The sequence below is a fragment of the Clostridium ljungdahlii DSM 13528 genome (assembly GCF_000143685.1).
In the GTDB taxonomy this organism is placed as follows: domain Bacteria; phylum Bacillota; class Clostridia; order Clostridiales; family Clostridiaceae; genus Clostridium_B; species Clostridium_B ljungdahlii.
Map to the genome: position 1 here is coordinate 2,174,882 of NC_014328.1, position 22,799 is coordinate 2,197,680.

Consider the following 22,799-nt stretch of genomic DNA (forward strand, 5'->3'; position numbering starts at 1 on the left):
TTGGAACGTTATGTTAGAAATATGAAAACCTTATCAAAAGAAGAAAATGATACTTTAAAGAACTTTAAAGTTTGTGTTGTAGGCTGTGGAGGAATTGGTGGTTATGTTATTGAGATGCTTGGAAGAATAGGAATAGGAAGTATTACTGCAGTAGATGGAGACGTATTTGAAGAATCTAATTTAAATAGGCAAATACTTTCAAGTACAGATACTATAGGTTTTAGTAAAGCACTGGAAGCAAAGCTTAGAATGGAAAAAGTAAATCCATTAATAGAGGTAAAAGCACTAGAAAAAATGCTTACAGAAGATAATACTTGCAATATTTTAAATAATAATGATGTGGTAGTAGATGCTCTTGACAGCATACCAGCGAGATTATTACTTCAACGTAGCTGCAAAAAACTTAATATACCAATGGTTCATGGAGCTATAGCAGGATGGTATGCTCAAATTACTACTATATTTCCAGGAGATGATACCTTAAACAAGATTTATAATGTAAATAAACAAACATCTAAAGGAATTGAAAAGGAAATGGGTAATCCATCATTTACGCCAGCTTTAGCAGCCTCAATTGAAGTAAGTGAAGTAATAAAAATTCTTTTAGGGAGAGGAGAACTTTTAAGAAAAAAAATGGTCTTTATAGATCTTCTCTCAACTGAGTATGATATAATTCCGCTGTGATAAACAGGATTTTTGGTGATTCAGCACTTAGAAGGCGTTATACTTTAGAAAAAATATATAAGCAAGTATAATATTACAGGACTTCAAGTTTTTGATCCTAATGCTAAGCCTATGGAGATAAAACCAATGAGTATGTCATGAAAATGATGTGCTTTCCGTGTTTGAGAAGAAGGTCATTGCAAATATCAATAGAGTAAGGTATGTGCTTTTGGCATATGCCTATTTTTTATATATCTGTATTGGCAAAAACTTGACAAAATTAATGACACCTAGGTAAAAGGAAGGATGTCCAGTTATTGCAGGAAGGAGAGAACTGATATGAGATTAGAGATTAAAAACGCTATTTGCGGTTATGGTAGAAGCATTGTAGTAAAAAATATATCTATGAATGTAAGTTCGGGAGAAATATTATGCTTGTTAGGACCTAATGGTGTAGGAAAAACAACTTTCTTTAAGACTATATTAGGATTCTTAAAGTTAAAGGGTGGGGAAATACTTTTGGATGGAGAGAATATACATAATTGGTCTAGAAAGAAATTAGCTAAAACTATTGGCTATGTACCTCAGGCACATACACCTCCCTTTCCATTTAAAGTTTTTGATGTGGTATTGATGGGGAGGACTGCTCACCTTTCGACGTTTTCTTCTCCTACGAAAGAAGATATTGGCATTGCAGAAGAGGCTATAAATACTTTGAAAATATCCTATTTAAAAGACAAGATATATACGGAAATAAGTGGTGGGGAAAGGCAAATGGTTTTAATTGCTAGGGCTCTTGCTCAGCAGCCCAAAATGTTAATAATGGATGAACCAACTTCCAATTTGGATTTTGGAAATCAGATTAGAGTACTAGAACAGATAAATAAGCTTTCTGAAAGAGGATTAGCAGTCGTTATGACTTCACATTTTCCAAATCATGCTTTTCTATGTTCCACAAAAGTGGCACTTATGGAAAAAAACAATGTATTTACAGTAGGCAGTGTTAATGAGGTTGTAACAGAGGATATGCTTAAAAAAGCATATGGCATTGATGTAAAAATTGTAACTACAGTTGATTCAAATGGACAGCAAATCAAAGCCTGCGTACCTATGATTAACTGAAATATTTTACATTAAAGAGATGTTTTTACAAATAGGATAGGAGTAGGAGGCTGTTTCATGCAAGCATCAAAAGAAAAAAGTGTAAAAAAAAACAATATAATATCTATAAAAATTATACTTATCATGCTGGTCCTTTTTATATTTTTGATTTCATTTACTATGGGAAGGTATTCAGTATCGCTTAAAGATCTTTTTTATATATTTTATGCAAAGATATTTGGATTACCTCAAACCTGGTCTGAAAATGTTGATACTGTATTATTTAAAATAAGATTACCAAGGATTATAGCTGCGTTATTAATTGGTTCTTCACTTTCAGTAGCTGGGACTACATATCAATGCCTATTTAAAAATCCTATGGTTTCTCCTGATATATTAGGTGCTTCAGCAGGTGCTGGTTTTGGTGCTGCCATGGGACTTTTAGTATCTTTTAATATGGCAGGAGTACAATTTCTTGCTTTTGCCTTTGGTATGGGAGCAGTTCTTATTACTTATGCTGTTAGTAAGGTTATTGGACGTAGTAATAATACAACTTTAATATTGGTACTTACGGGTATAGTGGTATCATCCCTTTTTCAATCCCTTATTTCTTTAACAAAATATGTAGCTGATCCAGACAGTAAACTTCCAGCAATAACGTTCTGGCTTATGGGTGGACTTTCTACCATAACCTTTAAAGAAATTCATATTCTTTTAATTGCATTTATTATAGGAGTTGTTCCAATTTTATTATTGAGATGGAAGTTAAATGTTATTTCTTTTGGTGAGGAAGAAGCAAAATCACTAGGAATAAATACAGATAGAATGAGAATTATTTTAATATTTTGTTCCACTTTATTAACTGCTGCCTCTGTTTCTATGGCTGGAATAATTGGATGGGTAGGTTTGGTTATTCCTCATGTGACTAGGATGATTGTAGGTCCTAATTATAAAGATCTTTTACCAGGTTCTATATTAATTGGAGGCGCTTATCTTCTTTTAATTGATAACATTTCTCGTACCATATTTTCTATGGAAATACCACTAGGTATTTTAACGTCATTAATAGGCGCACCATTCTTTATAAGTATTTTATTTAAAGGAAGGAGGCAGTAATATGAAACTAAAAATTATTGTAGTTCTAATAAGCTAGTATACTTAATAGAAATATTTTAAATAAACTGGTAAAACAAAAATAATACATAATTTAGTACAATTTTTATCATGAAAGGATGTATAAAAATGAAAAAAATAACAATAATTATTCTGTGTATTTTCTTAATGATATTTTTTACTGCTTGCAATTCAAGTCAATCGACTCAATCATCAAACAAATCTTCTTCGACACAAGAAACTAGCTCAAAAACAAAAACTATTACAGATACTTCTGGTGCAAAAGTTCAAGTTCCTACAAAAATAAACAAGATTGCTGATTCTTGGAAGGCACATAATGAAGTTTTATCAGTATTAGGCGCTGGTGATAAAATTGTGGAAACAGTGCTTAGTGAAAAATCTATGCCTTGGTTATATAAAGTTAATCCAGCTATGAAAAAAGCAGTTACTACTTTTGGTGCAAATTTTAATACAGAGGATTTAATGAAAAATAAACCTGACATAGTATTTGTATCTTCTGGTGATGCAAATGCTAATAAAATTTCTAGTTTAGGAATTCCAGTAGTTCAATTAAATTTTACTACTTTTGACACAATGAAAAAATGTGTATCTTTAACTGGTGAAATTTTAGGTGGAGATGCTGCAAAGCGTGCAGATAAATATAACAAATATTTAGATGATAAGGTTAAGATGGTTAAAGATGTTACTTCAAAAATACCAGATAGTGAAAGACCTAAAGTTCTTCATGTAGAGTCGCTGTCTCCAATTGGTGTAGATGGAAGCAAAACTATTATTAATGAATGGATTGAAGCAGCTGGAGGAGTAAACGCTGCAAAGGATGTTACTGGAAATATGAAGGAAGTATCCTTAGAACAAATAATTCAGTGGAATCCTGATATTATTATATTTGGGGCTAATGGTGCTAGTGGAAAAGTTAACTCTATAGATAAATTAATTAATGATCCAAATTGGCAGAAGATATCAGCAGTTAAAAATGGGAAAGTATATCAAAATCCTACTGGTGCATTTTTATGGGATCGTTACAGTTGTGAAGAAGCGCTTCAAGTTCAATGGGCTGCTAAAACAATTCATCCAGATAAATTTAAAGATTTAGATATAGCTGCTGAAACAAAAAATTTCTATAAAACATTTTTAAACTATAATCTTACTAATGAAGAGGTAGATAAAATATTGAAAGCACAATCTCCTGCAAAATAGTAATGAATAATTTATAACTTAAATTTTTAATAGTATGATAAAATTTTTACTTGGACATGTTTTGAAATTAAAATGTGTCCAAGTAAAAATTTAAAAGTATAAGGAAGAAGGGTTAACTTATTATGAAAAGTATGAAAAAAATATTAGTCTTATTTATGATATTAGTTATATTTACTTTTTTTAATGAGTGCGGTGTTAAATCAAATTCGGAAAAACAACCAACATCAACCTCTAAATCCCAATCTACCACAAGAACGATTATAGATATGGATGGAAACACCATAAATATACCTGAAAAAGTCTCTAAAGCTGGATGCACTATTGGTGCTATTAATCAAATGGTTTTAATGCTTGGTGATCCATATTGGAACGTTTTAAAAAAATAGAAATAGTATTGTACGTTATTTGATCACTTTTTTAAAAATAAAATGATAATATTGTATTTTTTTGAGCATTTTGGCAATACAAAGAACTGTATTGTTTATTATTTAAGCATTTTATTATAAAACAAAAAAACGTTATTAAATTATTTGCTATGAATTCACTTGATAATCAATGCATTGCATGTGATGTTGATTATTGAGTGTTTTTTTTTGTAACCATATTTGGCACAATTTATGCTCTATAATATTTCTGAAATAAATACATTTATATGAGGAGGAATTTCAATGTATGGTTATGATGGTAAAGTATTAAGAATTAATTTAAAAGAAAGAACTTGCAAATCAGAAAATTTAGATTTAGATAAAGCTAAAAAGTTTATAGGTTGTAGGGGACTAGGTGTTAAAACTTTATTTGATGAAATAGATCCTAAAATAGATGCATTATCACCAGAAAATAAATTTATAATTGTAACAGGTCCTTTAACTGGAGCTCCGGTTCCAACTAGTGGAAGGTTTATGGTAGTTACTAAAGCACCGCTTACAGGAACTATAGGAATTTCAAATTCGGGTGGAAAATGGGGAGTAGACTTAAAAAAAGCTGGTTGGGATATGATAATAGTAGAGGATAAGGCTGATTCACCAGTTTACATTGAAATAGTAGATGATAAGGTAGAAATTAAAGACGCGTCACAGCTTTGGGGAAAAGTTACATCAGAAACTACAAAAGAGTTAGAAAAGATAACTGAGAATAAATCAAAGGTATTATGTATAGGACCTGCTGGTGAACGATTGTCTCTTATGGCAGCAGTTATGAATGATGTAGATAGAACTGCAGCAAGAGGCGGCGTTGGTGCAGTTATGGGATCTAAAAACTTAAAAGCTATTACAGTTAAAGGAACTGGAAAAATAGCTTTAGCTGATAAAGAAAAAGTAAAAAAAGTGTCCGTAGAAAAAATTACAACATTAAAAAATGATCCAGTAGCTGGTCAGGGAATGCCAACTTATGGTACAGCTATACTGGTTAATATAATAAATGAAAATGGAGTTCATCCTGTAAAGAATTTTCAAGAGTCTTATACGAATCAAGCAGATAAAATAAGTGGAGAGACTCTTACTGCTAACCAACTAGTAAGGAAAAATCCTTGTTACAGCTGTCCTATAGGTTGTGGAAGATGGGTTAGACTAAAAGATGGCACAGAGTGCGGAGGACCAGAATATGAAACACTGTGGTGTTTTGGATCTGACTGTGGTTCATATGATTTAGATGCTATAAATGAAGCTAATATGTTATGTAATGAATATGGTATTGATACTATTACTTGTGGTGCAACAATTGCTGCAGCTATGGAACTTTATCAAAGAGGATATATAAAAGACGAAGAAATAGCTGGAGATAACCTATCTCTCAAGTGGGGTGATACGGAATCTATGATTGGCTGGATAAAGAGAATGGTATATAGTGAAGGCTTTGGAGCAAAGATGACAAATGGTTCATATAGGCTTTGTGAAGGTTATGGAGCACCGGAGTATTCTATGACAGTTAAAAAGCAGGAAATTCCAGCATATGATCCAAGGGGAATACAGGGACACGGTATTACCTATGCAGTTAATAATAGAGGAGGCTGTCATATTAAGGGATATATGATTAACCCTGAAATATTAGGTTATCCTGAAAAACTTGATAGATTTGCATTAGATGGTAAAGCAGCTTATGCCAAATTATTTCATGATTTAACTGCTGTAATTGATTCTTTAGGATTGTGCATATTCACTACATTTGGGCTTGGAATACAGGATTATGTAGATATGTATAATGCAGTAGTAGGAGAATCTACTTATGATGCAGATTCACTATTAGAGGCAGGAGATAGAATCTGGACTCTTGAGAAATTATTTAATCTTGCAGCTGGAATAGACAGCAGCCAGGATACTCTACCAAAGAGATTGTTAGAAGAACCTATTCCAGATGGCCCATCAAAGGGAGAAGTTCATAGGCTAGATGTTCTTCTGCCAGAATATTACTCAGTACGAGGATGGAGTAAAGAGGGTATACCTACAGAAGAAACATTAAAGAAATTAGGATTAGATGAATATATAGGTAAGTTCTAGTTTGATTCGGTAAACTAGAAAGCAGACTTTATGTGTTAAAGAAGATAGCTTCTCTCTATATATGAAGTCTGTTTTTAATAGAAAGATGTGAATTTGAGAATAGAAGTTAGATTAGTTGCTTATATATTTGCAAAAGTGTTAAGTTCTGCTTGGATAAGTTCGGGAGATGAAATTTAGTTGTTATGATAAACTTCAATAGTAATAAGCAAAGCTTTGAAGCATTTATTGAATCTATACCTGAAGGCATTATGATTTGTAACATTTATGGAGAAATTAAATTTGTAAATAGTGCCTTACTACAAATTACAGGATATAGTCAAGAGTGTATAATGAATATGAATATTCAAGATATGGTATATAGCTGGAATAATATAACGAGTAATATACATAATATAAGCATTCAGCAGAATGTAGAAACTAGCATAAAGTCTGTTAAGAATATGCTTAAATTAAATTTAAATATATATCCATTATACACAAAAAAAATGGATGACAGGATAATCATAGTTGTTTTTAAAGAAATAAAAAAGAAAAGAAAATTAGAAGAAAGGCGATTAGAAGGAAAGGCCATATATACTTTTAATAAAATAATAGGAAAAAATAAGAATTTTTTAAACATAATAGAGTATTCAAAAAAGATATCTAATAGTAAGTCTACTATATTAATAACAGGAGAAAGTGGCACAGGAAAGGAAATTTTTGCTCAGGCTATACACAATTACAGTGATAGAAAAGAAAATGTTTTTATGGCTGTTAACTGTGGTGCAATTCCGGAAAAACTTATAGAGTCGGAGCTTTTTGGGTATGAGGAAGGTGCTTTTACAGGGGCTAAAAAAGGAGGAAATTTAGGGAAGTTTGAAATGGCAAATGGTGGAACTGTATTTTTAGATGAAATAGGGGAAATGCCTGTTGAGATGCAGGTAAAGTTATTAAGAGTTATAGAAGAGGGGTTAATTGTAAGAGTTGGAGGGTACAGGCAAATACCCGTAAATGTTAGAATAATTGCAGCTACAAATAAAAATTTAAAAGAGGAAGTTGAAAATAGAAATTTTAGAAGAGATTTATTTTATAGATTAAATGTCCTTCCTATTCCACTTCCACCTTTAAGGGATAGAAAAGACGATATTTGTTTATTAGTTGATTACTATATGAATAGAATAAGTAAGAAATTAAATAAAAGAAAAATAAAAATTACTAGTGATCAAATGGATAAGTTAGTACAGTATGAATGGCCTGGAAATATAAGAGAACTAGAAAATGTTATTGAATTTTTTATAAATATTGAGCATATAGATGAAAATATTATTCAATCAGAAGGCTTATTTAAAGAACATAATGTGGAAAATAGTCGTATATATTATGATGGAGATTTTATGTTTAATATGAACCTTGAAAATTTAGAAAAAACACATATAGAAAATGTAATAAGGAAGTTTAAAGGAAATTTTACTTTAGCTGCTAAGGCTATGGGTATAGGAAGGAACACTCTTTATAGAAAAATCAAGAAATATAATATTTACTGATCTATATAGAAGTACCATTCCAAATAGATATTATCATATTTGCATAAACTCTTGAAGATATAGCAATAAGTATTACAGTAGGTAGTCATCAGATAAAAGTTAAAAGGCAACCTTTCAATGGAAAAAATAAACTTAAAACTGTTGTTGTGATTGGAGGAATTATAATGAATGTAGCTATTTGCAAATCTGGCAACGTAGTTATATCCAAGCCCAATATAAAACTTTCACATAGAAGATGTAAGAAGTTTTATATTGATTCACATCAGATATTTAGTAAAAAAATAATAGACGATATTGAATTACAGAAAAGATTTGCAGCTAACAGAAATTTAATATTGACTGCAGCACCTTATATGGAGCAGCTAATTAATTTTGTAAAGGGATTTAATTTTTTTGTATTACTTACAGATGGAGAAGGATGTATATTAAATGCATTAGGTGATGAAAAAATACTCTCAGAAGCCTTTTCTTTGAAAATGATACCGGGAGCTTTTATGAATGAAGAAAACATTGGAACAAATGCTATGAGCGTAGTTATAAAAAGTAAGCTGCCAGTTCAAATTTCTGGAGATGATCATTTTATTAATGCATATCATAGGTGGACGTGTTCAGCCGCACCTATAAAAGATAATAAAGGAAAACTTATAGGTGTATTGAATCTTACTGGGTACATTGAATTTGTACATTCCCATACCCTTGGTATGGTTATAGCAGCGTCAAATGCTATAGAAGAAATGCTTAAAGTAGAAGAGTACAATAAGATTCAAAATATGAATTACAAGCATATAAAAAATATATTTAATTCCAGTCCTGTTGCTATAATAACCTCAGATATAAATGGTAAAATAAAAATTTGCAATAAAAAGGCACAGGATATGTTTGGCATAAGAGGTAATAAGTTAGAAACGAACAATATGGAAGATATTATAGAAAATTGGAATAATATAAAAGCACCTATATATTTAGGAGAAAGTGATTCAAAAGAGACAATTATGGTTTCACTAAGAAATAAGATTCAGTATCAAGTAACTACTAGCTCAATATACAATTGTGATGATGATAATAATATTGAGATAGTTTATGTTTTTGAAAAAGCTAAAAAGGTAAATAAAAAGAATAATGGCCAGGCTTACTATACTTTTGGTAAAATAATGGGGCAGGATGAAAACTTTACAAAAGTAATAAATTATGCAAAAAAGATTTCAGATAGTAAATCAACTATACTTATAATGGGAGAAAGCGGTACGGGAAAAGAAGTGTTTGCACAGTCCATTCATAATTACAGCAGCAGAGTAGATGGACCATTTGTGGCTTTAAATTGTGGTGCTATACCTAAACAACTTATAGAGTCAGAACTTTTTGGATATGAAGAAGGAGCTTTTACAGGAGCAAAAAAGGGTGGTAATCTTGGAAAATTTGAATTGGCAGATGGCGGAACTATAATGCTTGATGAAATTGGAGAAATGCCTCTTGATATGCAGACAAAGCTTCTAAGAGTTGTACAGGAAGGTGTAATAACGAGAATTGGGAGTTCAAAATCTATACCTGTAGATGTAAGAATTATAGCTGTTACAAACAGAGATTTAAAAAAAGAAGTGGAAGCTGGAAGATTTAGAAAGGATCTATATTATAGGCTAAATGTGCTGCCTTTATTCTTACCTCCACTTAGAGAAAGAAAAAAGGATATACCTCTTCTTATTCAATATTTTGTCAAGAATATAGCACAAAAGTTAAATAAAAAAGAGCCAGTTATATCAGAAGAATACTTGAAGAAAATGATTAATTATAATTGGCCTGGAAATATAAGAGAATTAGAAAATTTGGTTGAACTAATTATAAACACTGAATCCATACCAGCGGGTTACTTTACAGAAGAAGATTGTGATAATGAGGTACTTGTGAATATTAGTGATGATTGTTTAAAGTTAGATTATGTGGAAAAAGAACATGTAATTAAAGTATTGAAGAAATTTGAAGGAAATATAACACATTCAGCAGCAGCACTGGGTATAAGAAGAAATACTTTGTACAGCAAAATAAAAAAATATGAAATAGAAATATAAATTTTTTATACAGAGAAGAAAGATAGGAACTTTTAAGAAAAAATATCTTTTATTTTGTAGTATATAAAAAATATCCTATAAAGTTTTTTATATACTTTATAAGATATTTTTTAAACATAAGATATTTTTTTAAACATTTCTTCCAAAATTTAATCAAGGAATAGTAAATATTCATTCATATAATATTATGTGGAGAATTACAGTATTTATGTATGAAAGTTCAAGAGTGATGCTGTGAAAATGAAATACTTAAAGGTTATACATATAGATAGTAAATCTACTACAATATTTTAACACTTTACCTATTTTTAAACAATTGTTGACAGTAACAGTAAAAAAGTTATAATATTGTAATCAAGATATTATACATGAAATAATAGTTATAAAGTTCTAAGTAATAATTAAAAAATAAGTTAACAGATTTAAGACGAATAGATTCATAAAAGGTTACACATTCTACTAAAAAGAAGGAATTTAATTGTGTTCTTTTTTATGCAAATTTTAAATAGGGGGTCTTTTTTATGAAGAAAAAACTTGCACTATTATTAAGTTTAATTTTTGTTTTTTTAGTGGGATGTACTACTAAACAACAAGAAGCTTCTAAACCAAAGGAAGCTAGAAGTATGGTACTAGCTACTACTACCAGTACCCAGGATACGGGACTTTTAGATTATCTAGTTCCATTGTTTAAAAAAGACACTGGAATAGATGTAAAGGTAGTAGCAAAAGGAACAGGAGAAGCTTTAAAGCTTGCACAAAATGGTGACGCTGATTGTCTTTTAGTACACGACAAGGCAAAGGAAGAGGCATTTATAAAGAATGGTTATGGTCTTAAAAGAAATGATGTAATGTATAATGATTTTATTATTGTAGGACCAACTGAAGATCCTGCTAAGATTAAAGAAAAGGCTTACAATAATCCAATTGATGCTTTGAAGATAATTAAGGATAGTAATGCTAAATTTATTTCAAGAGGAGATGAATCAGGTACTCATAGTAAGGAAAAAAGCTTATGGAAGTCTGCAGGAATTACACCTAGTGGAAGTTGGTATGTATCTGCAGGTAAAGGAATGGGTGCAGTATTACAAATGGCAGATGAAATGAAAGCCTATACGTTAACTGATAGGGGAACATATTTATCTATGAAAAACAAGTTAAAGCTTCAAATTGTTACAGAGAAAAGTCCTCAGTTATATAATCAATATGGAGTAATAAAATTAAATCCTGCCAAGAACCCTAAGCTTAAGGAAAAAGAAGCAGATGAATTTTACAATTGGATTTTGTCTGATAAAATTCAAAAAAATATAGGTGAATATGGAAAAGACAAATATGGTCAGGCACTTTTTATTCCAAATGCTAAAAAATAATTTATAATGGGAGACAATTTTAAAATGCTAATACTTATAAAAGACATACTTCCTGTTATAAGTATGTCCCTAGTAGTATCCATGTCATCTACAGTTATGGCAGCAGTATCAGGAATAACTATAGGAATTTTAGCAGGACTAAAAGATTTTAAATTGAAAAAGGTTATGGTAAGGTTATTAGAAACCCTTATGAGTACTCCGCCAGTACTCATGGGGCTTTTAGTGTATTTATTACTTTCAAGAAAAGGTGTTTTAGGCAGTCTGGAGCTTTTATTTACTCCAACAGCTATGATTATAGCACAGACACTATTGGTATTTCCTATAATAACTGGCCTTACAATTAGTTCAACACAAAAGCAAGGTAGGGAGATTAAAAAAAATTGTGAAGTGCTTGGTGCTTCAAGATTTAAAACTTTATTAACCATAATTGTCGAAATGAAGGAACAGCTGCTTACTATAGCTGCTACTGGCTTTGGAAGAGCTATTTCAGAAGTTGGAGCAGTAATGATGGTAGGAGGAAATATTAAAGATCATACAAGAGTAATGACCACATATATAGCATTAGAAACAGGAAAAGGAAATTTTGAAGGAGCTATCATCATAGGAGTAATACTACTTTCTATTTCTCTAATTATAAATGTCATTTTACACAAATTTCGAGGAAGTGAAATTGATGAATATTGAGGTCTTAAATATTATAAAACAATATGGAAATAGGGTAGTGCTAAATATAGATAAATTTAATTTTAAACAAGCAGGAATATATATAATTTTAGGCTTAAATGGAAGTGGGAAAAGCACATTTCTTGAGTGTATAGCAGGAGTAAATAGAGTTAATTCAGGAAGCATAAAATACGACGATGAAGATTTTGAAGATACAAAAGATAAAATTTCAATGTTACTTCAGAAACCATATATTTTCAATACTTCTGTTAAGGAAAATATAATAAAAGGACTTCTATTTAAAGAGAAAAGGTGGGAAGAGCTTTTACAAAAGTATGGTTCCTATATTAAAGATTTTGATATGGAAAAATTAATGGATAAGAATGCAAAAACTTTATCTGGTGGAGAAAAAGCGAAAACAGCTCTTTTAAGAGTAGCTATGCTGGAGACAAAGATAACTTTATTAGATGAACCAACTGCTAGCATGGACTTAGAAAGCACATTAGTTGCTGAAAAATTAATAAAAAATATGTGTTTTAATGATAGAACTGTAATAATGATTACTCATGATTTATATCAGGCAAAGAGAATAGCTGATTATGTTCTTTATATGGATAAAGGTAAAATTATCGAATATGGGGATAAGGTTCAGTTTTTTACAAATCCTTCAAATGAAAAACTTAAAATGTGGTTAAATGCAGATTGCATAAAATAGGATTAAATACTAAAATCATCACTTCGATGGTGAAAGATAGGAGGCAATAAAGTATGGACTTTTATAAGGTGTCATCAGTTGAGGAGGTAAAAGACACAATTAACTCTAATTTTTCTATAAGTTTAGGGAAAGAATTAATAGATTTAAAAGAATGTAATGACAGAATATTATATGAGGATATTGTTTCACCGTTAAATGTTCCAGGTTTTAAAAGATCTATTGTGGATGGATATGCAGTAAAGTGTAAGGAAGTACAGGGAGCTAGTGAAAGTATGCCATCTATGCTTGATTTAAAGGGAGAAGTTATAATGGGCAAGATGCCTTCTAAATCGTTGGAATTTCCAGGAGAATGTATGTACATACCAACTGGAGGAATGCTTCCTGAGGGTGCAGATAGTGTGGTAATGATCGAGTATACTGATAAAATGGATGATACTACTATACTTGTGAATAAGCCAGTCCCATTTGGTGAAAATGTGCTTAATGAAGATGAAGATGTGGAATTAGGGGAAACTGTGCTTAAAGCAGGAACAGTACTTAAACCCTATAGTATAAGCATGTTGTCCAGTTTGGGAATTATTAAGGTACCAGTAATTTGCACACCCAAGGTGGGGATAATTTCTACTGGGGATGAAATTATATCACCAGAAGAATATCCAAAGCCTGGTCAAATCAGAGACATAAATTCATATCTTTTGTATTCTTCTGTCATTGAAGATGGTGGAGAAGCAATATTCTATGGAGTCATAAGAGATGATTATGAAAAATTATTTGAAACTGCAAAAAAAGCTAATGAAGAATGTGATATAGTTCTCATATCTGGTGGAAGTTCAGTAGGAAAGAAGGATCAAACTGCGAAAATTATTGATGAACTTGGTAAGCCAGGTATACTTCTTCATGGAATATCAATAAAACCAGGTAAACCAACTATACTAGGAAAAGTTAAAAATAAACCTATATTTGGGTTGCCAGGACATCCTCTTTCCTGTGCAGTAGTTTATAGAATAATAGTTAGATATTTTTTACAGAGGATGATGAAATTTGAAGAAGTTGAATATCCTATTCCTTGTAAGTTTAGTACTAACTATCATAAGGCCAAAGGAAGGGAAGAATATCTTCCAGTTACAATTGAAAATATAGAAGGAGAATATATAGCTGTACCTGTTTTAACTAAGTCTGCTGCAATCAGTGGATTTACCAAGGCTTGGGGTTATGTAAAGATAGATAAAAATGTAGAGGGAATTTTTAAAGATCAACAGGTATATGTTTATAAATTTCAGAGGTGATATTATGGCACAGAAAGTATATTTATCAAATTATGAATTTAAAGAAGCATTAAATAAATATTTAAGTGAAATAAGTTCTGTATTTCTTAATAAAGAAGTAATAAACACAGAAGAAGGTTTAGGCAGAGTTATTGCACAGGCGGTTTATTCAAAAATTTCTTCCCCTTTTTATAATTGTTCTGCCATGGATGGTATTGCTCTTCATAGTTCTAAAACTATAGGAGCATCTGAAAAGCATCCTATTGAGCTGGAGGAAGAGAAGGATTATATAGTAGTAGACACAGGAGATCCAGTTCCAAAGGAATATGACTGCGTAATAATGGTAGAGGATATAGTTAACATAGATGAAAATAAAATTCAAATATATAAAAGTGCAGCCCCTTGGCAGAATATACGTCCTTTAGGTGAAGATATAGTGGAAAATCAACTTATTGTTCCATCAGGTCATGTTATAAGACCTGTAGATATAGGAGCAATGCTGGCAGGAGGAGTAAATACAATTGAAGTTTACAAAAAACCTTTAGTAGGCATTATACCAACAGGTACTGAGCTAGTGGAACCAGGTAGTGACCTTAAAGTTGGAGATATAATTGATTTTAATTCAAGGGTTTTTAGTGCACAAGTAATTGAATATGGAGGAACACCAAAAAGGTATGGCATAGTAAAAGATAATTATGAAATTTTAAAGGAAACTTTAAAAAGAGCTGTTTCGGAGTGTGATATAGTTATAATCAATGCTGGTTCTTCTGCAGGAAGAGAAGATTTTACCAGTGATTTAATTGCTGATTTAGGAAAAGTTTATGTACATGGTATTGCTATAAAACCAGGAAAACCTACTATTATGGGACAGATTAATAATAAACCTGTTCTTGGTATACCTGGATATCCTGTTTCTGCTCATATCATAATGGAAAAAGTTCTTAAGAAAATAGTAGAAAATTATCAAGGACTGAAAACAAAAGAACCTCAAAAGGTAGATGCAATTTTATCCAGAAGAATTATGTCATCCTTAAAGCATTTAGAATTTGTGAGAATGAAGCTTGGATATGTGGGAAATAAGATTATTGCAACACCACTATCAAGAGGAGCAGGTGCCACTATGTCACTTGTTAGAGCCGATGGAACATTAGAGGTTCCTCAAAATGTAGAAGGTATTGAAGCAGGAACAAAAGTTGAAATAAGTCTTATGAGGGATATGGAGGAAATTAAAAACACTATTGTGTGTATAGGCAGCCATGATCCTATTTTGGATATATTGTCAGATATGCTTCATTTAAGCAGTAAACATTACTATTTATCTTCAGCTCATACAGGAAGTATGGGTGGAATAATGTCTCTTAAGAATGAAGAAACACATATTGCTCCTATTCATTTATTGGATATGGAAACTGGAGAATATAATATTTCTTATATCAATAAGTATTTAAAAAATAAAAATATAGCATTGATAAAAGTAGTAAAAAGAATTCAAGGACTTATGGTTCAAAAGGGTAATCCTCTGTCACTTACAAATATTTCAGATATATCAGAAAAAAATGTGCGTTTTGTAAATAGACAAAGAGGAGCAGGTACAAGATTACTTTTAGATTACTATTTAAAAAAGCTTCACATTTCACCAGAACAAATTAATGGTTATGAAAGAGAAGAGTTTACACACCTTTCAGTGGCAGCAGCAGTAGCTAATGGAGATGTTGATTGTGGCCTTGGAGTATATTCCGCAGCAGATATGATGGGCCTTGATTTCATTCCAGTTTGCAATGAGGAATACGATTTTGCAGTGCCCGTACAGTATTTGGAGCTTGATATAATTAAAGAGCTGCTTAAGGTTATGAAAAGCAGTGAATTTTTAAAGAAGCTTGATGAACTTGGAGGCTATGATTACTCGGATATATGTAATATAATATATATTTAAGAGATCATTCTGAGAAAAATGTTGATATCAAGTGATTATTAGACTCATATGTGAAAGAAGACAAATATTTGTATTCTGTTACATATGAGTCTTAAAAGATAAGTTGCATGAAGGGAGATACTTGGATGCCTAGTATTTTATTGATAAATATAGGTGAGGAGAAAGGAGTTGTTAAGAAGGATATTGAAAAGGGATATTTTGAAATAAATCATGGTCTTGTAGGAGATATTCATGCAGGAAAATTAGATAGACAGGTGAGTTTACTGGGACAGGAAAGCATTGATAAGATAAAAAAATCAGGAATAGATGGCTTTTGTACAGTTAAATTTACTGAAAATCTTACTACCTTTGGTTTAGATCTATATAAGTTGTCTGTTGGTACAAAAATGAAAATAGGTGAAGCTGTTTTAGAAATTACTGAAGTTGGAAAACAGTGTCATAAAGGCTGTGAAAGAAGAAAATTAGCAGATGACTGTGTTATGACTAGAGAATGCGTATTTGCTAAAGTGTTAAGTTCTGGATGGATTAAAAGAGGAGATAAAATTGAAATAATATGAAAAGTGATAATGAAAAAGTATATAGAAAATCAGTAAAAAAGATATCTCAAAGTTGTGCTATATATACTTTTGATAAGATAATAGGAAAAAGTAAAAATTTTGTAAGCGTAATAGAATATGCAAAAAAAATATCTGATAGTACATCTACTGTATTGATAACTGGTGAGAGTGGTACAGGTAAAGAAATCTTTGCACAAGCTATACATAATTTAAGTAGTAGAAGAGGTAAAATCTTTATTGCAGTAAATTGTGGCGCTATACCATCAAATCTTATTGAGTCAGAGTTGCTTGGCTATGAAGAAGGGGCTTTTACAGGAGCTAAAAAGGGTGGTAATGCTGGTAAATTTGAATTAGCTCATGGTGGAACTATTTTTTTAGATGAAATAGGTGAAATGTCATTAGAGACACAAGTAAGACTTTTAAGGGTTATAGAAGAAGGTGTTGTAAGCAGAGTTGGAGGTTCTAAGCAGATTCCTGTAGATGTTAGAATTATAGCAGCTACAAATAAAGACTTACAAGAGGAAGTAAAAAAGGGAAGCTTTAGAAAGGATTTATTTTATAGACTTAATGTACTTCCTCTATGGCTTCCACCTTTAAGAGATAGAAAAGAAGATATCCCTATTTTGATAGATTACTATATGACTAAAGTAAGTAAGAAGCTAAACAAGAATAAGTTTAAAATTGATAGTACTGTAATGAATAAATTTATGGAATATGATTGGCCTGGGAATATAAGAGAATTAGAAAACGTTGTTGAACTTATAGTAAATACAGAAAAGATTCCAGATTATATACTTAAACTACATAAAACTTTTGTAGTTGGAAACAATAAAGTTGCTGAAGGTTCTATGAATTTTGAAAGTATGAAGCTTGAAGATGTAGAAAAAAATCATATTATAAAGGTTCTTAAAAGCTTCAGAGGAAATATAAGTTTAGCAGCTAAGGCAATGGGGATTGGAAGAAACACCTTATATAGGAAGATGGAAAAGTATCACATAGAATGTTCCGAAACAGAACAATGATCTGAAATGGAACAAAATTGCACCAAGATGGAACAGTTTGCTTGGCGCAATACCCTCAAAACACAATATTTTATTATTGGCATGGTTTATGCTATATATATAATTGTTTGAATAATCAATTTTTTTAGGAGGGTTTTTATGTACGGATATAAGGGTAAGGTATTAAGAATTAATCTAAGTAGTAAAACTTATATAGTGGAAGAATTGAAAATTGACAAAGCTAAAAAATTTATAGGTGCAAGAGGGTTAGGCGTAAAAACCTTATTTGACGAAGTAGATCCAAAGGTAGATCCATTATCACCTGATAACAAATTTATTATAGCAGCGGGACCACTTACAGGTGCACCTGTTCCAACAAGCGGAAGATTCATGGTAGTTACTAAATCACCTTTAACAGGAACTATTGCTATTGCAAATTCAGGTGGAAAATGGGGAGCAGAATTCAAAGCAGCTGGATACGATATGATAATCGTTGAAGGTAAATCTGATAAAGAAGTTTATGTAAATATAGTAGATGATAAAGTAGAATTTAGGGATGCTTCTCATGTTTGGGGAAAACTAACAGAAGAAACTACAAAAATGCTTCAACAGGAAACAGATTCGAGAGCTAAGGTTTTATGCATAGGACCAGCTGGGGAAAAGTTATCACTTATGGCAGCAGTTATGAATGATGTTGATAGAACAGCAGGACGTGGTGGTGTTGGAGCTGTTATGGGTTCAAAGAACTTAAAAGCTATTGTAGTTAAAGGAAGCGGAAAAGTAAAATTATTTGATGAACAAAAAGTGAAGGAAGTAGCACTTGAGAAAACAAATATTTTAAGAAAAGATCCAGTAGCTGGTGGAGGACTTCCAACATACGGAACAGCTGTACTTGTTAATATTATAAATGAAAATGGTGTACATCCAGTAAAGAATTTTCAAAAATCTTATACAGATCAAGCAGATAAGATCAGTGGAGAAACTTTAACTAAAGATTGCTTAGTTAGAAAAAATCCTTGCTATAGGTGTCCAATTGCCTGTGGAAGATGGGTAAAACTTGATGATGGAACTGAATGTGGAGGACCAGAATATGAAACATTATGGTCATTTGGATCTGATTGTGATGTATACGATATAAATGCTGTAAATACAGCAAATATGTTGTGTAATGAATATGGATTAGATACCATTACAGCAGGATGTACTATTGCAGCAGCTATGGAACTTTATCAAAGAGGTTATATTAAGGATGAAGAAATAGCAGCAGATGGATTGTCACTTAATTGGGGAGATGCTAAGTCCATGGTTGAATGGGTAAAGAAAATGGGACTTAGAGAAGGATTTGGAGACAAGATGGCAGATGGTTCATACAGACTTTGTGACTCATACGGTGTACCTGAGTATTCAATGACTGTAAAAAAACAGGAACTTCCAGCATATGACCCAAGAGGAATACAGGGACATGGTATTACTTATGCTGTTAACAATAGGGGAGGATGTCACATTAAGGGATATATGGTAAGTCCTGAAATACTTGGCTATCCAGAAAAACTTGATAGACTTGCAGTGGAAGGAAAAGCAGGATATGCTAGAGTATTCCATGATTTAACAGCTGTTATAGATTCACTTGGATTATGTATTTTTACAACATTTGGTCTTGGTGCACAGGATTATGTTGATATGTATAATGCAGTAGTTGGTGGAGAATTACATGATGTAAATTCTTTAATGTTAGCTGGAGATAGAATATGGACTTTAGAAAAAATATTTAACTTAAAGGCAGGCATAGATAGTTCACAGGATACTCTTCCAAAGAGATTGCTTGAAGAACAAATTCCAGAAGGACCATCAAAAGGAGAAGTTCATAAGTTAGATGTACTACTACCTGAATATTATTCAGTACGTGGATGGGATAAAAATGGTATTCCTACAGAGGAAACGTTAAAGAAATTAGGATTAGATGAATACGTAGGTAAGCTTTAGTTTGATTAATTAGAGATTAGACTTCATGTATTAAAAAAGACATCTTGTCTCTGTATATGAAGTCTATTTTCTTAGCCTAAGGAGGTGGAAACTTGAAAATAGAAGTTAGATTATTTGCTTACTTTAGAGAAGGTAGAGATAAAAAATTGTTTTTAGAATTTGACGATCCTGTAACACCTGCAGATATATTTAAAAAGATAAATATTAACGAAGAAGAAGTAGCTATTTTACTTATAAATGGTAGGGATGGTAAAGCAAATACAGAACTTAATGACAATGATGTCTTATCATTGTTCCCACCAGTAGGAGGCGGTTAAATTTGGAACGCTATGTTAGAAACATGAAAACCCTGTCAAAAGAAGAAAATGATAACTTAAAGAACTTTAAAGTTTGTGTTGTAGGCTGTGGAGGAATTGGTGGTTATGTTATTGAAATGCTTGGAAGAATAGGAATAGGAAGTATTACTGCAGTAGATGGAGACGTATTTGAAGAATCTAATTTAAATAGGCAAATACTTTCAAGTACAGATACTATAGGTTTTAGTAAAGCACTGGAAGCAAAGCTTAGAATGGAAAAAGTAAATCCACTAATAGAGGTAAAAGCATTAGGAAAAATGCTTTTAGAAGATAATGCCTGCAGTATTTTAAGTAATCACGATGTGGTAGTAGATGCTCTTGACAGCATACCAGCGAGATTATTACTTCAACGCAGCTGCAAAAAACTTAATATACCAATGGTTCATGGAGCTATAGCAGGATGGTATGCTCAAGTTACTACTATATTTCCAGGAGATGATACCTTAAACAAGATTTATAATGTAGATAAACAAACAGCCAAAGGAATCGAAAAGGAAATGGGTAATCCATCATTTACACCAGCTTTAGCAGCCTCAATTGAAGTAAGTGAAGTAATAAAGATTCTTTTAGGAAGAGGAGAACTTTTAAGAAAAAAGATGGCTTTTATGGATCTTCTCTCTAGTGAGTATGAAATAGTTCCACTTGGGTAAAAATTTATCCATGAATCTTACTTAGTGGGAAAAGCAGATATCCCAAATCTTTGATTTGGTGATAGTCGCTTTCGCTGTGTGCAAGCAGATATCCCAAATCTTTGATTTGGTGATAGTCGCTTTCTATTTAGAGTTTTGTTTATCCCACTAAGTTTAGATGAATTTTCCTATAATAATGAAAAGTGGAATTGGAATTGTTGTTATGATTGGAGGAATTATAATGAATGCAGCTATTTGCAAATTAGGCAATGTAGTTGTATCCAAATCAGATATAGAACTTTCACATAAAAGGTGCAAAAAGTTCCTTATTGACCCACATCAGGTATTTAGTAAAAAAATAATATATGATGTTGAATTACAAAAAAGATTTGCAGCTAACAGAAATTTGATATTGACTGCAGCACCTTATATGGAACATTTGGTTAATTTTGTAAAGAAGTTTAATTTTTTTGTATTACTTACAGACGAAGAAGGATGTATATTAAATGCTTTAGGCGATGAAAAAATACTTTCAGAAGCCTTTTCTTTGAAAATGGTGCCGGGAGCTTTTATGGATGAAGAAAATATTGGGACAAATGCTATGAGCATGGTTATAAGGAGTAAGCTGCCAGTTCAAATTTCTGGAGATGATCATTTTATTAATGCATATCATAAGTGGACATGCTCTGCAGCACCTATAAAAGATAATAAAGGAAAACTTATAGGAGTTTTGAGTCTTACTGGATATATTGAGTTTGTACATTCCCATACCCTTGGTATGGTTATAGCAGCATCAAATGCTATAGAAGAAATGCTTAAAGTAAAAGAGTACAATAAGATTAAAAATATGAACTACAAATATATGGAGAACATATTTAATTCTAGTCCTATTGCTATAGTAAGTTCTGATATAAATGGAAAAATTAAAATTTGCAATAAAAAAGCTCAAGATATGTTTAGTATTACAAACAGTAAATTACAAACATATAAAATAGAAGATATCATAGAAAATTGGAATGATATAAAGACATTGATATGTTTAGGGCAAGATGATTTAAAAGAAACAAATGTAGCAGTAGTGAAAAACGGAACTCGATATCAGTTAACTACTAGCTGTATATATAACTGTGAAGACGATAATGTTGAGATAGTATATGTTTTTGATAAAATCGAAAAGGTAAAGAAAAGAAGTAATGGACAGGCTTATTATACTTTTGATAATATAATCGGCCAGGATGAAAGCTTTACAAAAGTAATAAATTATGCAAAAAAGATTTCAGATAGCAAATCAACTATACTTGTAATGGGGGAAAGTGGTACAGGAAAAGAAGTGTTTGCACAATCCATTCATAATTACAGCAGCAGAGTAGATGGACCATTTATAGCTTTAAATTGTGGTGCTATCCCTAAACAACTTATAGAGTCGGAGCTTTTTGGATATGAAGAAGGAGCTTTTACAGGGGCTAAAAAAGGTGGAAATCTTGGAAAATTTAAATTGGCAGATGGTGGAACTATAATGTTGGATGAAATTGGAGAAATGCCTCTTGATATGCAGACAAAGCTTCTAAGGGTTGTACAAGAGGGTGTAATAACGACAATTGGAAGTTCAAAGCCTATACCTGTAGATGTAAGAATTATAGCTGCCACCAATAGAGATTTGAAAAAGGAAGTAGAAGTTGGAAGATTTAGAAAGGATTTATATTACAGATTAAATGTGCTGCCTTTATTCTTACCTACACTTAAAGAAAGAAAAAAGGATATACCTCTTCTTATTCAATATTTTGTTAAGAATATTTCACAAAAATTAAATAAAAAGGAGCCAGTTATATCAAAAGAATACTTGAAGAAAATGATTAAATACAACTGGCCTGGGAACATAAGGGAATTAGAAAATTTGGTTGAACTAATTGTGAATACAGGATCTATACCTGCAGATTATTTTACGGAAGAAGATTGTGATAATGAGGTACTTGTGGATGTTAGTGATGACTGTCTAAAATTAGATTATGTGGAAAAAGAACATGTAATTAAAGTGTTGAAGAAATTTAAGGGGAATATAACCCATTCAGCAGAAGCACTTGGTATAAGAAGAAATACTTTGTACAGCAAGATTGAAAAGTATAATATAAAGGTATAAAATTTTTTATAATGTTGGTT

General features: G+C 31.4%; 18 protein-coding genes, 1 pseudogene and 1 riboswitch. All 19 genes and pseudogenes read left to right on the plus strand.

The genetic code is table 11. The features are described from left to right. Window positions 1–684: a HesA/MoeB/ThiF family protein gene (locus CLJU_RS09840; RefSeq protein WP_013238660.1), complete on the plus strand. Its 684-nt coding sequence runs from the start codon at window positions 1–3 to the stop codon at window positions 682–684. Between the two features lie 69 nt (window positions 685–753). After that, a riboswitch (molybdenum cofactor riboswitch) is annotated at window positions 754–872 on the plus strand. Window positions 873–1,002: 130 nt separating this feature from the next. Beyond that, entirely contained in the window at window positions 1,003–1,785 is a 783-nt protein-coding gene (locus tag CLJU_RS09845) for an ABC transporter ATP-binding protein (RefSeq protein WP_023161669.1), read from the plus strand. Window positions 1,786–1,842: 57 nt separating this feature from the next. Beyond that, entirely contained in the window at window positions 1,843–2,880 is a 1,038-nt protein-coding gene (locus tag CLJU_RS09850) for a FecCD family ABC transporter permease (protein ID WP_013238662.1), read from the plus strand. A gap of 126 nt (window positions 2,881–3,006) precedes the next feature. Beyond that, the gene (locus CLJU_RS09855; RefSeq protein ID WP_013238663.1) at window positions 3,007–4,095 is read left to right on the plus strand and encodes an ABC transporter substrate-binding protein; all 1,089 of its coding nucleotides are present in this window, start codon (window positions 3,007–3,009) and stop codon (window positions 4,093–4,095) included. Window positions 4,096–4,217: 122 nt separating this feature from the next. After that, window positions 4,218–4,481 carry a hypothetical protein gene (locus CLJU_RS09860; protein WP_013238664.1) on the plus strand — a complete coding sequence of 88 codons (264 nt, stop codon included), beginning with the start codon at window positions 4,218–4,220 and terminating at the stop codon, window positions 4,479–4,481. Between the two features lie 282 nt (window positions 4,482–4,763). Then, window positions 4,764–6,587 carry an aldehyde ferredoxin oxidoreductase family protein gene (locus CLJU_RS09865; protein WP_013238665.1) on the plus strand — a complete coding sequence of 608 codons (1,824 nt, stop codon included), beginning with the start codon at window positions 4,764–4,766 and terminating at the stop codon, window positions 6,585–6,587. Window positions 6,588–6,769: 182 nt separating this feature from the next. Continuing rightward, entirely contained in the window at window positions 6,770–8,110 is a 1,341-nt protein-coding gene (locus CLJU_RS09870; protein WP_013238666.1) for a sigma-54 interaction domain-containing protein, read from the plus strand. Between the two features lie 164 nt (window positions 8,111–8,274). Then, a complete protein-coding gene (locus tag CLJU_RS09875; RefSeq protein WP_013238667.1) occupies window positions 8,275–10,173 on the plus strand; it encodes a sigma-54-dependent Fis family transcriptional regulator in 1,899 nt (632 codons plus the stop codon). A 521-nt stretch (window positions 10,174–10,694) separates the two neighbouring features. Next, entirely contained in the window at window positions 10,695–11,540 is an 846-nt protein-coding gene (locus tag CLJU_RS09880) for an ABC transporter substrate-binding protein (RefSeq protein WP_013238668.1), read from the plus strand. 24 nt (window positions 11,541–11,564) lie between these two features. Beyond that, window positions 11,565–12,224 (plus strand): ABC transporter permease, encoded by a 660-nt coding sequence (locus tag CLJU_RS09885; protein WP_013238669.1) that lies wholly within the window; start codon window positions 11,565–11,567, stop codon window positions 12,222–12,224. Beyond that, a complete protein-coding gene (locus CLJU_RS09890) occupies window positions 12,214–12,918 on the plus strand; it encodes an ATP-binding cassette domain-containing protein (protein WP_013238670.1) in 705 nt (234 codons plus the stop codon). The genes CLJU_RS09885 and CLJU_RS09890 overlap by 11 nt, the downstream gene beginning before the upstream one ends. 53 nt (window positions 12,919–12,971) lie before the next feature. Then, a complete protein-coding gene (locus CLJU_RS09895) occupies window positions 12,972–14,204 on the plus strand; it encodes a molybdopterin molybdotransferase MoeA (protein ID WP_013238671.1) in 1,233 nt (410 codons plus the stop codon). Between the two features lie 4 nt (window positions 14,205–14,208). Continuing rightward, the gene (locus CLJU_RS09900; RefSeq protein WP_013238672.1) at window positions 14,209–16,116 is read left to right on the plus strand and encodes a molybdopterin biosynthesis protein; all 1,908 of its coding nucleotides are present in this window, start codon (window positions 14,209–14,211) and stop codon (window positions 16,114–16,116) included. Window positions 16,117–16,241: 125 nt separating this feature from the next. Next, complete coding sequence (locus CLJU_RS09905; RefSeq protein WP_013238673.1) at window positions 16,242–16,673, plus strand: MOSC domain-containing protein; 432 nt, start codon at window positions 16,242–16,244, stop codon at window positions 16,671–16,673. A 2-nt stretch (window positions 16,674–16,675) separates the two neighbouring features. Continuing rightward, window positions 16,676–17,695 (plus strand): annotated as a pseudogene (locus tag CLJU_RS09910) (sigma-54 interaction domain-containing protein); the annotation flags it as partial. 138 nt (window positions 17,696–17,833) lie between these two features. Further along, on the plus strand, window positions 17,834–19,657 hold the full coding sequence (locus CLJU_RS09915; protein WP_013238675.1) for an aldehyde ferredoxin oxidoreductase family protein: 1,824 nt from the start codon (window positions 17,834–17,836) through the stop codon (window positions 19,655–19,657). Window positions 19,658–19,749: 92 nt separating this feature from the next. Then, the gene (locus CLJU_RS09920; protein WP_013238676.1) at window positions 19,750–19,974 is read left to right on the plus strand and encodes a MoaD/ThiS family protein; all 225 of its coding nucleotides are present in this window, start codon (window positions 19,750–19,752) and stop codon (window positions 19,972–19,974) included. 2 nt (window positions 19,975–19,976) lie between these two features. Further along, window positions 19,977–20,663 carry a HesA/MoeB/ThiF family protein gene (locus tag CLJU_RS09925; protein WP_013238677.1) on the plus strand — a complete coding sequence of 229 codons (687 nt, stop codon included), beginning with the start codon at window positions 19,977–19,979 and terminating at the stop codon, window positions 20,661–20,663. A gap of 220 nt (window positions 20,664–20,883) precedes the next feature. Continuing rightward, window positions 20,884–22,779 (plus strand): sigma-54-dependent Fis family transcriptional regulator, encoded by a 1,896-nt coding sequence (locus tag CLJU_RS09930; protein WP_049781884.1) that lies wholly within the window; start codon window positions 20,884–20,886, stop codon window positions 22,777–22,779. The last annotated feature ends 20 nt before the right edge of the window (window positions 22,780–22,799 follow it).